At 72.2% G+C, this 14,232-nt stretch carries 11 protein-coding genes; 8 read left to right on the forward strand and 3 right to left on the reverse strand.

The features are described 5' to 3' along the window. Window positions 1-78: 78 nt before the first annotated feature. Window positions 79-1,092 (reverse strand): UDP-glucose 4-epimerase GalE, encoded by a 1,014-nt coding sequence (gene galE / locus EV385_RS10045; RefSeq protein WP_130509228.1) that lies wholly within the window; start codon window positions 1,090-1,092, stop codon window positions 79-81. 256 nt (window positions 1,093-1,348) lie between these two features. Here galE and EV385_RS10050 point away from each other — a divergent pair, with 256 nt between their 5' ends. The 3 genes from EV385_RS10050 to EV385_RS10060 are packed head-to-tail and all read left to right on the forward strand — an operon-like array spanning window position 1,349 to window position 5,838. Beyond that, window positions 1,349-4,204 (forward strand): bifunctional glycosyltransferase/CDP-glycerol:glycerophosphate glycerophosphotransferase, encoded by a 2,856-nt coding sequence (locus tag EV385_RS10050; protein WP_165449435.1) that lies wholly within the window; start codon window positions 1,349-1,351, stop codon window positions 4,202-4,204. Next, window positions 4,197-5,348 carry a glycosyltransferase gene (locus tag EV385_RS10055; RefSeq protein ID WP_130509230.1) on the forward strand — a complete coding sequence of 384 codons (1,152 nt, stop codon included), beginning with the start codon at window positions 4,197-4,199 and terminating at the stop codon, window positions 5,346-5,348. Before EV385_RS10050 ends, EV385_RS10055 begins: the two co-directional genes overlap by 8 nt. 1 nt (window position 5,349) lies before the next feature. Next, complete coding sequence (locus EV385_RS10060; protein WP_130509231.1) at window positions 5,350-5,838, forward strand: NUDIX hydrolase; 489 nt, start codon at window positions 5,350-5,352, stop codon at window positions 5,836-5,838. A 17-nt stretch (window positions 5,839-5,855) separates the two neighbouring features. Here the strand turns inward: EV385_RS10060 and EV385_RS10065 are convergent, their stop codons facing one another. Together EV385_RS10065 and upp are read right to left on the reverse strand one after the other, a co-directional pair. Then, window positions 5,856-6,659 carry a class I SAM-dependent methyltransferase gene (locus tag EV385_RS10065; RefSeq protein WP_130509232.1) on the reverse strand — a complete coding sequence of 268 codons (804 nt, stop codon included), beginning with the start codon at window positions 6,657-6,659 and terminating at the stop codon, window positions 5,856-5,858. 141 nt (window positions 6,660-6,800) lie between these two features. Continuing rightward, a complete protein-coding gene (gene upp, locus EV385_RS10070; RefSeq protein WP_130509233.1) occupies window positions 6,801-7,433 on the reverse strand; it encodes a uracil phosphoribosyltransferase in 633 nt (210 codons plus the stop codon). Between the two features lie 83 nt (window positions 7,434-7,516). On the opposite strand from upp, the gene deoC reads away from it, so the two are divergent. The 5 genes from deoC (at window position 7,517) to EV385_RS10095 (ending at window position 14,225) form a co-directional block, all read left to right on the forward strand. Then, the gene (gene deoC, locus EV385_RS10075) at window positions 7,517-8,488 is read left to right on the forward strand and encodes a deoxyribose-phosphate aldolase (RefSeq protein ID WP_130509234.1); all 972 of its coding nucleotides are present in this window, start codon (window positions 7,517-7,519) and stop codon (window positions 8,486-8,488) included. 10 nt (window positions 8,489-8,498) lie between these two features. Beyond that, on the forward strand, window positions 8,499-9,926 hold the full coding sequence (locus EV385_RS10080) for an aldehyde dehydrogenase family protein (RefSeq protein WP_130513199.1): 1,428 nt from the start codon (window positions 8,499-8,501) through the stop codon (window positions 9,924-9,926). Between the two features lie 94 nt (window positions 9,927-10,020). Next, on the forward strand, window positions 10,021-10,791 hold the full coding sequence (locus EV385_RS10085) for an aldehyde dehydrogenase family protein (RefSeq protein WP_242625264.1): 771 nt from the start codon (window positions 10,021-10,023) through the stop codon (window positions 10,789-10,791). A 53-nt stretch (window positions 10,792-10,844) separates the two neighbouring features. After that, the gene (locus EV385_RS10090) at window positions 10,845-11,930 is read left to right on the forward strand and encodes a DNA primase (RefSeq protein WP_423203032.1); all 1,086 of its coding nucleotides are present in this window, start codon (window positions 10,845-10,847) and stop codon (window positions 11,928-11,930) included. A 24-nt stretch (window positions 11,931-11,954) separates the two neighbouring features. Beyond that, complete coding sequence (locus EV385_RS10095; protein ID WP_130509236.1) at window positions 11,955-14,225, forward strand: transposase; 2,271 nt, start codon at window positions 11,955-11,957, stop codon at window positions 14,223-14,225. The last annotated feature ends 7 nt before the right edge of the window (window positions 14,226-14,232 follow it).

The raw sequence follows: 14,232 nt of genomic DNA on the forward strand, positions 1-14,232 counted from the left end.
CTCAGCGGTGTCGGCCCGCTCCTCCCCTGAGGAAAGATACGCCGGTCGTGGCGCTGCCCGGGGTTGCCGCGCGCCGGGTTACCGCTGGCCGCGGTCCAGGTCGGGCAGCACCCGGTCGCGCTGCTGTACCCAGGCCAGCGAGTCGCGGATGCCGTCGGCGACCGTGTGTTCGGCCCGCCAGCCCAGCAGGTCGGCGGCCCGGGTGCTGCGGGTGTAGGCGCCGACCGAGTCACCGGGGCGCCGGGGCGCCGCCTGGACCTCGACCGGGGTGTCGACGACCTGGTTGAAGGCCTCGACGAACTCCAGCACGGTGGTGCCGGTGCCGGTGCCGAGGTTGATGACCTGGTAGCGCGACTCGTCGGTGAAGAGGGTGTCGAAGACCTCGACCGCGCGCAGGTGGGCACCGGCGAGGTCCCAGACGTGCACGTAGTCGCGGATGCCGGAGCCGTCCCGGGTCGGGTAGTCCAGCCCGGTCACCGGGAACGGCTGTCCGGCGTGGTAGGCGGCCACCAGCTTGCCCAGCGCGTGGCTGGGCGCGGGCAGCTGCAGCCCCGTACGCATCTTGGGGTCGGCGCCGATCGGGTTGAAGTAGCGCAGCGAGAGCACCCGCAGCGGGGTGCTGGCGGCGATGTCGGTCAGCATCTGCTCGACGACGAGCTTGGTCCGGGCGTACGGGCTCTGGGCCGACACCGCGGAGTCCTCGTGGACGCTGAAGTCCTCGCCGGGCTCGTAGATCGAGGCCGAGGAGCTGAACACGAACCGGGTGACGCCCTTGCCGATCAGGCGGTCGACCAGTTCGAGGGTCTTCGAGACGTTCTCGCGGTAGTAGCGGATCGGGTGTTCCACCGACTCCGGCACGACGATGAGGGCCGCGCAGTGCACGACGGCCTCGATGTCCGGATGGTCCGCGAAGATCCGGTCCAGGACCGCGGGGTCGGCGATGTCGCCTTCGTAGAAGGACCTGCCCGCGCAGAACTCCCGGCGCCCGGTGACCAGATTGTCCAGGATGACCGGGTGGTGCCCGGCGTCGAGCAGGCAGGACGCGATGGTGCTGCCGATGAATCCCGCACCGCCCGCGATGAGCACCTTCACGAAATGTCCCTTTCCGATCAACGGTCTGCCCGGCGAGAGTAGCGGACGTCGCCGAGACGTCGGGCCGGTCGATGCTAGCCGCCGGGTGCGCCGGTGCCGCCTCTGGCTGTAACGTATGAACCTGGCCGCCCCGGACATCCCCCTGTCCGCCCCCCACCGCGTTGCCGCGCTGCCCGCAGCGGCGCGACATTCCGGCGGTGTCGCCCGAGTGCCCTGCGCGGCGTCGCCCTGGTGCCATAGAAAGGACCAGTCAGTCGTGACCTCGCCCACCCCCCGGCCCGACGTCACGGTGGTGGTCATCGTGTACAACGACGCACACCGGATCGAGGCCGCGGTCCGATCCGTGCTGGACCAGTCGTTGCGCAGCCACGAGGTGATCGTCGTCGACGACCACAGCACCGACGCCACCCCCACGGTGGCGCAGCGCCTGGCCGACGAGCACCCCGACCTGGTCCGCTTCATCCGCCTGCCCGCCAACTCGGGCCATTGCGGCGCCCCCCGCAACGCGGGCGTCCGGCAGGCCCGCGGCCGGTACGTGATGTTCCTGGACAGCGACGACACGATCGACCGGCACGCCTGCCGCAACCTGGTGGCAATGGCCGAGGAGTCCGGCGCCGACATGGTGGTCGGCCGGTGCGTACGCCACGACGTGCCCACCGGCAAGGAGCAGTCCTGGATGCCCTGGCTGGTGCAGCGCAAGGTGGTCCACGAGTCGCTGCGCGACCAGCCCGAACTGCTCTACGACGTGCTCTCGACGAACAAGCTCTACCGGCACGACTTTCTGGTCCGGGAGAACCTGGTCTTCCTGGAGGACCGTCTCTACGAGGACAACCTGTTCTCCGCCCACGCGTACCTGACCGCCAAGAAGATCGCGGTGATCCCGCAGCGGATCTACACCTGGAACATCGAGCCGAAGGCCCGCTCGATCACCAGCCGGGCCGCGGACCTGCGCAACATCACCGACCGGATCGCGGTCACCCGGGAGATCGACAAGCTGCTGGCCCAGCACGACACCGGCGAGCTGCGGCTGCAGAAGGACATCCGGTTCCTGGAGAACGACCTGCGGATCCACCTGGCGGGCTTCGGCCAGTTCCCGGAGGCGACCCAGCGCGCCCTGCTCGACGTCGCCCGCCCGTACGTGCAGACCCTGCAGCCCGAAGCGTTCCGGCAGGCCAAGCCGCTGCCCGCGATCGCGGCCTACATGGTCCGCCAGGACGACCTGGCGGGGGTCGCCGCCGCCCACGACTACATGGTCGGCAAGGGCGCCAAGAGCCTGCTGAGCACGGACCTGGTGGTCCGCGACGGCCGGGTGTTCTGGTGCGACCGCCACCTGGACGACCCGCTCGGCCGCGAGGTGCTGGACGTCACCGAGTTCGGCTTCCAGGATCTGCCGCTGGCCAAGCTGCGGCTGGGCAGCCGGATCACGGGCATCGAGCGCTCCGGCAGCACGGTCACGATCAGCGGCGCGATCACCAACCCGCTCGGCCGGCTCGGCACGATGGCCAAGCCGAAGGCCCAGCTGGTGGTGCGCGCCCGGCGCAACCGGCGCCGCCAGTTCACCCTGCCCGCCAAGCTGGCGGTCTCCGGCACCGAGGCGACCTGGACGGCCAGCTTCGACCCGGCCCGGGTGCTGCGCCCCGTCGGCCTGGTGGACATGGTCTACAACGTCGTGCTGCGGATCCGCACCGCCGCCCAGACCATCGACCTGCAGCTGTTCGCCGACGACCCGGTGATCGACGACCTGCGGCTGGCGGTCCGGCCGCGGCTCACCCGGCTCGTCGCGGACCGGATGGAGGCCTACCGTACGGACGCGGGCAACCTCGCGCTGCGGCTGGCGGCCGAGGGCCGCAAGGCCCGGGCCGGCGACGCCACGGTCCACCGGCTGCGCTCGCAGCCGCTCGGCGCCCGGCTCTGGAGCACCGCCGGGACCCTGCGGCGCGACCTGCGGCAGCGGATGAACCAGCGCAAGACCAAGCTGGCCTGGTACGACAACGTCTTCTCGCGGCTGCCGATCAGCAAGCGGACGATCGTCTTCGAGAGCCACATGGGCAAGCAGTTCTCGGACAGCCCGCGCGCCATCTACGAGGAGCTCAAGCGCTCGGGGGTGCCGTTCCGCGCGGTGTGGGCGCACTCCGAGGAGCACCCGAACGGCTTCCCGTCCGACGTCAAGCTGGTGCGCCGGCAGTCCTACGCCTACCTGCGCGAGCTCGGCCGGGCCCGGTACTGGGTGGACAACCAGGGCTTCCCGCACGACCTGCGCAAGCGGTCCGGCACCACGTACATCCAGACCTGGCACGGGTCGGCGTTCAAGCGGATGGGCTTCGACGAGGCGACCATCAAGAGCCAGACGGCCGGGCAGCAGCAGCGGCTGCAGGACGCGATCGACCGCTTCGACGTGTTCCTCGTCCGCACCGAGCACGACGTCCGCACGTTGACCAGGGGCATGCGGGTGCACTCGGAGCTGATGCGGGTCGGCTACCCGCGCAACGACGTCCTGGTGCGGCAGGACAACCCGGACGAGGTGGCGGCGCTGCGCAAGTCGCTGAACCTCACCGACGACCGCAAGGTCCTGCTCTACGCGCCGACCTTCCGTCCCCAGGAGATCGGCCGGTGGTCGAAGGGCCTGACCCTGCCGTTCTCCCTGGACGACTTCGTCGAACGCTTCGGCGACGACTACGTGCTGCTGATCCGCCCGCACTACCTCGCGTCGTTCGCGATGCCCCCGAGGTACGCGCACTCGGTGCGCAACGTGGCGAACGTCCACGACGTCACCCCGCTGATGCAGATCGCCGACGCGGTGATCACGGACTATTCGTCGCTGATGTTCGACTACGCGCTGCTGGGCCGTCCGATGATCTTCCACGTGCCGGACTACGACGACTACGTCGGCAACAGCCGGGGCTCCTACTTCGACCTGGCCGAGGTGGCCCCTGGCCCGCTGACGCGGACCCCGGACGCGCTGTTCGCCGCGCTCGCCGATCTGGACAAGCTCCCGGACCGCTTCGCCGAACAGCACCGCGCCTTCGTGGCCCGGTTCTGCGAGTACGACACCGGCAACGCGGCGAAGGCCGTGGTCGAACGTTTCTTCGCCCCAGGAGCGCGCCGTGGCTGAGCCCCGGGACATCTTCATCGTCTGCAACAGCGTCAACGAGCTCGGCGGCCTCATCCAGTGGGCGCACGACATCGGGCGGCTCTTCAGCGCCCGGGGGCACCGGGTGCGCCTGGTCGGGGTGGAGCCCGCCACGGTCGCGCGTGACTACGGGTCGGACCTGCCGTACCCGATGATCACCCTGCACGACGACCACCTGCCCCGGCGGCGCAAGGTCGAGGGCCTGAGCCGGCTCAATGTGGTCAACCTGGCCCGCCAGCGCCACCGGGCCAAGCTGCTGGCCGAGGGGGCGCAACGGCTGACCGAGCTGTTCCGCGAAGCGCAGCCGGGCGGCGTCGTCATCGCCGCGCAGGTCTGGGCCGGGGAGTGGGTGTCCGCCGCGGACACGACCGGCCTCACCGTGATCGGCATGTCCCACGAGTCGTTCGAGGCCTGCCGCAACTCGAGCCGGTACCAGCGGGTCCTCAAGTACTACGCGGACATGGACATGCACCTGCTGCTGACCGACGCGGACGCGGACGCGTGGGCCGCCCGGGCCGGCATGACCAACGTGGGCGCGATGCCCAACCCGCTGATGACGGTCCCGAAGACGATGCCCACGCTGGACGAGAAGACGGTCGTCTCGCTGCGCCGGCTGTCCCACGACAAGGGCATCGACATGCTGCTCGAGGCGTGGGCGCTGATCGGCCCGCAGTACCCGGACTGGAGCCTCAAGATCTACGGCGCGGGCCCGGACGAGGCCGAGCTGCGCGAGCAGGCCCGCGAGCTGGGTCTCGACGACAACCAGATCCTCGTGGGCAAGACCGACAACATCGACGCGGCGCTGAGCGCGGCGTCGATCTACGCCCTGCCGTCGCGCGAGGAGGGCTTCCCGATCGCCATCATGGAGGCGATGGCGTACGGACTGCCCACGGTCGCCTTCGACTGCGCCCCCGGCATCCGCGAACTGATCGACGACGAGGTCAGCGGCGGCCTGGTGGTGACCGCGGGCAACGTGCCCGGCATGGCCGCCGCCCTGGAGCGCCTGATGAAGGACAAGGACCTCCGGGTACGGCTGGGCGAGGCGGGCCGCGAGTCCGTGCAGCGCTTCACGCCCGACAGCATCGTCGACCGCTGGGAAGCCCTGTTCGCCCTGCTGGACCGCTGAGGTGCGGGCGGTCCTCGCGACGCTGGGGTACGTGCTGTCCGCGGACCGGCGCGAGGTCCTGATGATCCGCCGCGACGCCCGCCCGGACGACATCCACTTCGGCTACCACAACGGCCTGGGCGGCAAGCTGGAGCCGGACGAGGACGTGGCCACCGGCATGCGCCGGGAGGTCCGCGAGGAGGCCGGGCTGGAGTGCGGGGAGCTCGACTTCGCCGGCACGATCTCCTGGCCCGGCTTCGGGCGCGGCGGGGAGAACTGGTTCGGCTTCCTGTTCCGCATCCCGCGGTGGTCCGGCACGCCGCGGACCGCCAACCCCGAGGGCAGCCTGCACTGGGTGCCGGTGGCCGACGTGCTGGCCGGCCGGATCCCGATGTGGGAGTCCGACCGGCACTTCCTGCCTCTGGTGTTCGCGGCCGAGCCGCGTCCGTTCCACGGGGTCATGCCGTTCCACGAGGGCCGGGCGGTCTCGTGGTCGTGCACGACCGGCTGAGCGTCGGCGGCTGAGCGTCAGGCGGCCTCGCGCCGGATCGCGCCGAGGATCTTGCGGCGGTCGAAGAGGAAGTGGGGCCGCGCGCCGATCTTCGTCGCGAAGTCCACGTACGCCTTCGTGAGGTCGACGTCGTCGCTGGCCAGCACCCCGCCGGACGGGATCTTCGGCCAGGCCGACTCGTACTCGAACATCTGGTTCGGGTAGCCGTGATCGCTGTCGTGCAGGAAGAGATCGATCGTGTCGAGGCCGTCGACGACCTCGGTGAAGCTGCGCCGCGGGTCCTTCGCGTCGCTGACCGTCTGCCGCCAGCGCGGGTGCCCCTTGACGAGGCTGCCGGCGTCCGGCCGTACGTCGAAGCTGTAGAGCGTGCCCTGCTCGTTGCGGTCGAGGGCGCTGAGAATCATGAAGGACGAGCGGCCGTCCGCGATTCCGGTCTCCACCACGGTTTTCGGCTTCAGCAGCCGGGCCAGGCCGTACAGGGTCAGGCCGGTGCCCCGCTCCACGCCCCACCGTTCCGGGAAGAGCGTCTCGCGCTCGGTGTAGCGCTGCTTCAGCTCGTCGGTCAGCTGGTCGAACTCGTCGACGACCTTCGCGACGTCGTCGACGGGCCAGCCCAGCGCCACCAGCAGGTCGGTGGGCGCCACCTCCAGCAGCACGCTCAGCTTGGTGAAGTCGTGCAGGGTGGGCGGCTGCGGGGGCTTCGGCTTGGCGGGCGGCGGCTTGGGCTTGGCCGCCGGCTTGGGCGCCGGTGGCCGGAACTTGCGAACTTCATAGCCGGTCAGCCGTCGAAGGTACGAATTGGCGGTTCTGCGCAATGACATGGCACCGAATCCGATTGGGAGGCTCGGGGACTGGGGAAGTGCGCCGCAGAGTACACGGCGCGCGCTCGCCCGGGAATGTCCCTTGATCGGGCAGCCAGCTCTACGCTACGCCGCAAGTCACCACGCTTACCGACTAACCCATCAAAAGCGGGGCATACCGCCGAACTGCCGGTCTCCCGCGTCGCCCAGACCCGGGACGATGAACATGTGCTCGTTCAGCCCCTCGTCCACGGACGCGGTGACCAGCCGCAGTGGCAGCCCGGAATTCTCCAGCCGGGCGATGCCCTCGGGCGCGGCCAGCACGCAGCAGATCGTGATGTCGGTGCACCCCCGGTCCACCAGCAGCTGGCAGCAGTGCACCAGCGAGCCGCCGGTGGCCACCATCGGATCCAGCACTAGCACGGGCAGGCCACTGAGGTCGCCCGGCAGCGACTCCATGTACGCCCGCGGCTCGAAGGTGACCTCGTCGCGGGCCAGACCGACGAAACCCATGTGCGACTCCGGCAGCAGGCCCAGCGCCGCCTCGGTCATGCCGAGCCCGGCGCGCAGCACCGGCACGATCAGCGGCGGGTTGGCCAGCCGGGTGCCCTGGGCGGGGGCGACCGGGGTGGTCACCGGGTACCGCTCGACCTCGAAGGCGCGGGCGGCCTCGTAGACCAGCATGCTGGCGAGCTCGCGCAGCGCCGCGCGGAAGGTGCCCGAGTCGGTCGCCGCGTTGCGCATCGCGGTCAGGCGGGACTGGGCCAGGGGGTGATCAACAACGAGTACGTCCACGCGGTCAACCTATCGGCAAAGGTCAGGCCGCAAGCGGAGGCATCCCAAGATCAAGTGTCGGACCCGCGCGTAGACTGACCCGCATGACTGCGACAGTGACGTCGGGGCTGCCCGGCGTGTCCGGTCCCGCGGCGACCCCGACGGCACCGGCGTTCGATCTGAGGTCATTCCTCCACGGCCTTCCCGGGGTCGACAAGGTCGGCGTCGAGGCCCGCGCGGCGGCCCTGGGCACCCGGTCGATCAAGACCACCGCGAAGGCGCACGCCATCGACCTGGCGATCCGGATGGTCGACCTGACCACCCTGGAAGGCGCCGACACCCCGGGCAAGGTGCGCGCCCTGTCCGCCAAGGCGCTGCGTCCCGACCCGGCCGACCCGACCTGCCCCCGGGTCGCCGCGGTCTGTGTCTACCCGGCGATGGTGCCGTTCGCGGCCGAGGTGCTCGCCGGTTCCGGGGTGCACCTGGCCAGCGTGGCCACCGCGTTCCCGTCCGGGCAGGCGCCGCTGGACGTCAAGCTCGCCGACACCCGCGACGCCGTCGCCGCCGGGGCCGACGAGATCGACATGGTGATCAGTCGCGGCGCGTTCCTGTCCGGGCGCTACGACGACGTGTTCGCCGAGATCGTCGCGGTCAAGCAGGCCTGCGGCCCGGCCCACCTCAAGGTCATCCTGGAGACCGGCGAGCTGGGTACGTACGACAACGTGCGGCGGGCGTCCTGGCTGGCGATGCTGGCCGGGGCGGACTTCATCAAGACCTCCACGGGCAAGGTGCCGGTCGCCGCCACCCTGCCGGTCACGCTGATCATGCTGGAGGCGGTCCGCGACTTCCGGGCGCAGCACGGCCGCCAGATCGGGGTCAAGCCCGCGGGCGGCATCAAGACGACCAAGGACGCGATGAAGTACCTGGTCATGGTCAACGAGACCGTCGGCGCCGACTGGCTCGACCCGGACTGGTTCCGTTTCGGGGCCTCCTCGCTGCTCAACGACCTGCTGATGCAGCGCACCAAGCTCACCACCGGCCACTACGCCGGTCCGGACTACTTTACGCTGGACTGAGCCCATGACCTTGTTCGAGTACGCTCCGGCCCCCGAGTCCCGGTCGCTCGTCGACCTCGCGCCCTCGTACGGGCTGTTCATCGACGGTTCCTTCGACCCGCCGTCCGCCGACGGCGGCGTCTTCAAGACGGTCAACCCGGCCTCCGAGGAGGTTCTGGCCGAGGTCGCCAGCGCCGGCCCGCAGGACGTCGACCGGGCCGTCGCCGCCGCCCGCCGCGCCTTCGGCCCCTGGTCGGCCCTGCCCGGCGCGGAACGGGCCAAGTACCTGTTCCGGATCGCCCGCATCATCCAGGAGCGCTCCCGCGAGCTGGCCGTGCTGGAGTCGCTGGACAACGGCAAGCCGATCCGCGAGTCCCGCGACGTCGACCTGCCCCTGGTCGCCGCGCACTTCTTCTACTACGCGGGCTGGGCCGACAAGCTGCGCTACGCGGGCTTCGGCCCCGATCCCCGGCCGCTGGGCGTCGCCGCCCAGGTCATCCCGTGGAACTTCCCGCTGCTGATGCTCGCGTGGAAGATCGCGCCCGCGCTGGCCTGCGGCAACACCGTGGTGCTCAAGCCCGCCGAGACCACCCCGCTGTCCGCGCTGTTCTTCGCGGACATCTGCCGGCAGGCCGAGCTGCCCCCCGGCGTGGTCAACATCCTCACCGGCGCGGGCGACACCGGCCGGTTGCTGGTCGAGCACCCCGGCGTGGACAAGGTGGCCTTCACCGGCTCCACCGAGGTCGGCCGCCAGATCGCCCGCGCGGTCGCGGGCACCCGCAAGCGGGTCGGCCTGGAGCTGGGCGGCAAGGCCGCCAACATCGTCTTCGACGACGCCCCGATCGACCAGGCCGTCGAGGGCATCGTCAACGGCATCTTCTTCAACCAGGGCCACGTCTGCTGCGCCGGGTCGCGGCTGCTGGTCCAGGAATCGGTGTACGACGAGGTCCTCGCCGCCCTCAAGCGCCGGATGGCGACCCTGCGCGTCGGCGACCCGCTGGACAAGAACACCGACATCGGCGCGATCAACTCGGCGGCCCAGCTGGAGCGCATCCGGGCCCTGTCCGAGGTGGGCGACGCCGAGGGGGCGCAGCGCTGGTCCCCCGCCTGCGAGCTGCCGGAACACGGCTACTGGTTCGCACCCACCATCTTCACCGGGGTGACCCAGGCGCACCGGATCGCCCGCGAGGAGATCTTCGGCCCGGTGCTGTCCATCCTCACCTTCCGCACCCCCGCCGAGGCGATCGAGAAGGCCAACAACACCCCGTACGGGCTGTCCGCCGGGGTGTGGACCGAGAAGGGTTCGCGCATCCTCGCCGTGGCCGACAAGCTGCGCGCGGGCGTGGTGTGGGCCAACACGTTCAACAAGTTCGATCCGACGTCGCCGTTCGGCGGCTACAAGGAATCCGGCTACGGCCGGGAGGGCGGCCGGCACGGCCTGGAGGCGTACCTTGCCTAAGTCATCCACGGCCACCAAGGCCAAGCACGCCGAGACCGAGACCGTCGCGACGCCGAGCACGCGGCTCGCGGTACGCAAGACGTACAAGCTCTACATCGGTGGCGCGTTCCCGCGCAGCGAGTCAGGACGGACCTATCTGGTGGACGGCGACAACGTGGCCCTCGCCTCCCGCAAGGACGCCCGCGACGCCGTGCTCGCGGCCCGGGCGGCGCAGCCGAAGTGGGCCGGGGCGACCGCGTACAACCGGGGGCAGATCCTCTACCGCGCCGCCGAGATGCTGGAGGGCCGGCGGGCCGAGTTCACCGCCCTCGGGGTGCCCGCCGCCGAGGTGGACGCCGCTGTCGACCGCCTGGTCTGGTACGCGGGCTGGTCCGACAAGATCGCCCAGGTGGTGGGCGCCGCCAACCCGGTGGCCGGGCCGTACTTCAACCTGTCCGCGCCGGAGCCGACCGGAGTGGTCGGCGTGGTCGCACCGGCGTCGCTGCTCGGACTCGTCAGCGTCGTCGCCCCGGCGATCGTCACCGGCAACACCGTGGTCGTGCTGGCCCCCGGCCCGCAGGTCGCCATCACCCTCGCGGAGGTGCTGGCCACCTCGGACCTGCCGGGCGGCGTCGTGAACGTCCTCACCGGGCACCCGGCCGAGACCGCGCCGTGGCTGGCCTCGCACGACGACGTCAACGCGCTGGTGCTCACCGGGGTCACCGACCCGGCCCTCGCCACCGACCTCGAACGGGCCGCCGCCGACACCCTCAAGCGCGTGGTACGCCCGCCCGCGACCGCGCCCGACTTCACCGGTGATCCGGGGATCGAGGCGATGACCGCGCTGCTGGAGACGAAGACGGTCTGGCACCCGAAGGGCTTCTGACCCGGCGGGCGGGGGACCACCACCCCCGCCCAGCCGCGCCCACTAGGGTGTGTGTGCGCAGAGTCACCCGCTGCACCACCACGCCCGCTCAGCGAACCAACCCGGAGGTCACCGTGGCCCGCCAGTCGCCGAACCGGCCCGAGGCCGAAGAGCCCCTGGGCGACCAGCCCGCCGACAGCGAGCCCGTCGCCGAGTCCGCCGACAGCTCCCCGGCCGCCGAATCGGCCGCCGCCGAATCGGCCGCCGACGAGTCGCCCGCCGACAGTGCCGCGGCCGGCGAGGCCGCCGACGAGTCGCCCGCCGCCGAGCCTGGCACCTCCGGGCGCGCGCTGTGGGAGAAGGCGAACGTCTCCCCGGTGGAGATCGCCCTGCCGGCCGGCGTCGGGTACACGCTGCGGGCGTTCCGCAAGGCGGGCGTGATCACGCCGACCGAGCTCGCGACGGACGACGACGACCCGTTCGAGGAGCGCCGCCGGGCCGCCGAGGCCCGCGCCGCCGAGGACGACGAGGTCATCGTCGACGAGGAGTTCGCGGCCCTGCTGGCCGAGGGGGACGCGAAGGACGCCAAGGCCGGTGACCAGGAGGAGGCCGAGGAGCCCGATCCGGCCGACTTCGAGGACGAGGCGGACGACGAGGCGGACAAGGCGGCCGACGAGGAAGTACCCGTCTTCCTCAGCCACAAGGGCCGGCTGCTGCTCTTCAAGAGCCCGGAGTCCCTGGTGTCCTTCATCCGTTCGGGTGCACCCCATGATCTTGCCCAAGTGGACACCTGGACGACCGTCGCCGAACGGGTACAGTCGTCCGACGTCGACCCGCTGCCGGAGGACCGCTACGAGCTGGACCTCGTTGTGGAGAACCTGCGTGGCGGTCACGACACCTGGGACCTGCCGCTGCTGATCGCCGCGGGCGAGGTCGCCCGGGATCTGGGGTACGCGCTCCGGCTCAAGCCGGTGGTCCTGGCACTGTCGCCGGGCTCGCCGCTCGACGACCTGGACGAGTCCCTGCGCAAGGCCGAAAGCGGCGGTATGGGTGGGTATTTCGGGCGCCGGCGACTCCGGAAAATCGGGGCACAGCAGGCAAGTCTCGGATGGCGCTCGATAATCGGCAAGATCTCTGCCGCTGTGGACTGGCGCGAGTGACCCCTCACCAGGGACCATCAGTCCTTGGCACACGACAGCAGTCCCGGGGAGGAGGACGACGCCGTGGCGCTCGTGCGCGTGTACTGCGGTCTGGCGTCGGCTGATGAATCGGTGCGTCCGGCCTCCACGGCGGCGCAGCTGACCATCGCCGTGGTGGACGACGCGGGGCGACTGCTCGAAGTGCGCGAGATCAGCGACAACCCGGCCGGGTACGCCCAGCTCGGCACGCTGCTCGTGGAGCGGACCAGCGGCTTCGCCGACGCCGCGGTCGCCGCCGACAGCGACGACCACACGATCACGTCGCTGCTCACCGCCGCCGGGCGCCCGCTGGTCGTGGCCGACGACGACTCCGCCGACGACTTCGCGGACCGGTTCTCCGACGACGACTCCCCCGAGGAACTCGCCGCGCCGCAGGCCGCCCGCCGCGCCGTCGGCCTGGCCCGGGCCCTGCAGGCGGGTGCGATCGCCGCGGTCACCCTGCCCACCCCCCGGGACCTCATCAGCTACAAGCCCGTACTGGCCGCGCACGTGGCCATGCTCAACGGCCGCAACGCGGCCGCCACCGCGCTGCGCGAGGTGCTGCGCGAGCTGTACCCGGCCGCGCTGCGGGCCTACCCGGACCCGGCCCACCCGCTGGCCCTGGCGGTGCTCGACGCGCTGCCGGAGCCCGGCCGCCTCACCGCGGGCGGCGCCGACGCCGAGTCCATCGCCGAGGCGGTCGCCGTGGAGCTGACCCGCGCCGGCGTCGGCACCGAGCGCCAGGTCACTTCGGCCGTGACCGCGCTGGTCGTGGCGATCAGCGAATCCCCGCGCCGCGGCGGGGTCAACAAGTCCCTGGCCCCGGCCGCCGCGGACGCGGTACGCCAGGCCATCGGCGCGGTCCGCTCCTGCGACGCCGCCTGCGAGGCCCTGGTCGGCACGCTGGCCGCCCGGGTCGCCCCGCCGGTCGCCGCCCCGTCCCCGGGCCGCCGCGCCACCCGCCGCGCCGCCGAAACGGTCGTCACACCCCTGCAGCCGGTACGCCCCAGCGCGGGCACCCGCGTGGGCCGCCGCGCCCGCCCGGAGCCGGCCGCCGAGAACACCCCGGTCACGCCGCGCCCGCTGACCACCCCGCCGGTGGCACCCGAGCCTGTCATGCCGCCGCCGCTGGCACCGCGCCCGGTCACCGGGCCACCGGCCACCCCGCCGGCGGCCGCTCCGGCCGCCTCGCTGCCGCACCGGAACCCGGGCAACCGGCCGGTATCCGTGCCGCCGCCCCCGCCGGGGATGACGCCGATCCTGCCCGGCTCACGGGGCCCGCTGGCGCCCGCCGATTCCGGCCAGCCGTTCCGGCCGACCCTGACCAACGCGGCGATCAGCAGCGCCCGCGCCGAGCGACAGCGCACCGTCATCCCGCCGCGCCCGACCACCCGCCCGGCGACCCCCGCCGCGAGCAACGGCGTGACCAACGGCGTGACCAACGGGGCGACCAACGGGGCGACGGACTACAGCCTGCCGCTGCCGGCCGCGCGGCCCGAGAACGCCGACCCGGGCTCGCGTGCCAACTGGCCGCTGGTCAACGGCGACGACCGCGCCGCCTCGCCGACCTCCGGCGCTCCCGGCCCGGGCCGGGTCCGCCCGCCGTGGCAGTCCGACGACCTGCCCCTCGAGCCCCCGTCGCTGCGCCTGGTCGAGCCCGTCCTCGGCCGGATCGACGGCGGCCTGGGCGGCCTGCCGGGCGCCTCCGAGCCCCCGTCGCTGCGGCTGGTGGACGGCGACTCCGCGGAGCGCGCCGGCCGCACCAACGGTCGGGCCCCGCGCCGGACGACCAGCCCCGGCGTCACGCTCACGGCGCTGGACCGCAGCTCGACCCCGCCCGTGCCCGCGGAGAACGACGGCGACCTGCTGATCTTCGCGGCCGCCCGGTCCGCCTGGTTCACCGGGCACAGCGAGGCCGCCAGCAGCAATCTGGACTGGACCAACCCGGCGGACACCGGCTGGCAGGCGGCCGAGAAGGCGGCCAGCCCGGCGGTCACCACGATGACGGCGGCGGGCCTGCCGAAGCGGGAGCCACAGAAGAATCTGGTGCCCGGCTCGCCGCTGCGCGACGAGCGGCCGCTGCGCATCGTCCGCGACCCCGCCAGCATCGCCGCGCACACCACCGGCTACTTCCGCGGCTGGCGCCGGGGTCAGGAGATCGGCGGGTACGCCATCGGCGGGCGCCCGGGCCGCGAGGCGGCGGGCGGCTGGGACTTCACCCGCGACGGCGGCCAGAGCGAGACGTACGGCAACAACGCGGGCTACCGCAGCAGCTGACGTCTGC

The organism is Krasilnikovia cinnamomea (assembly GCF_004217545.1).
GTDB lineage: Bacteria > Actinomycetota > Actinomycetes > Mycobacteriales > Micromonosporaceae > Actinoplanes > Actinoplanes cinnamomeus.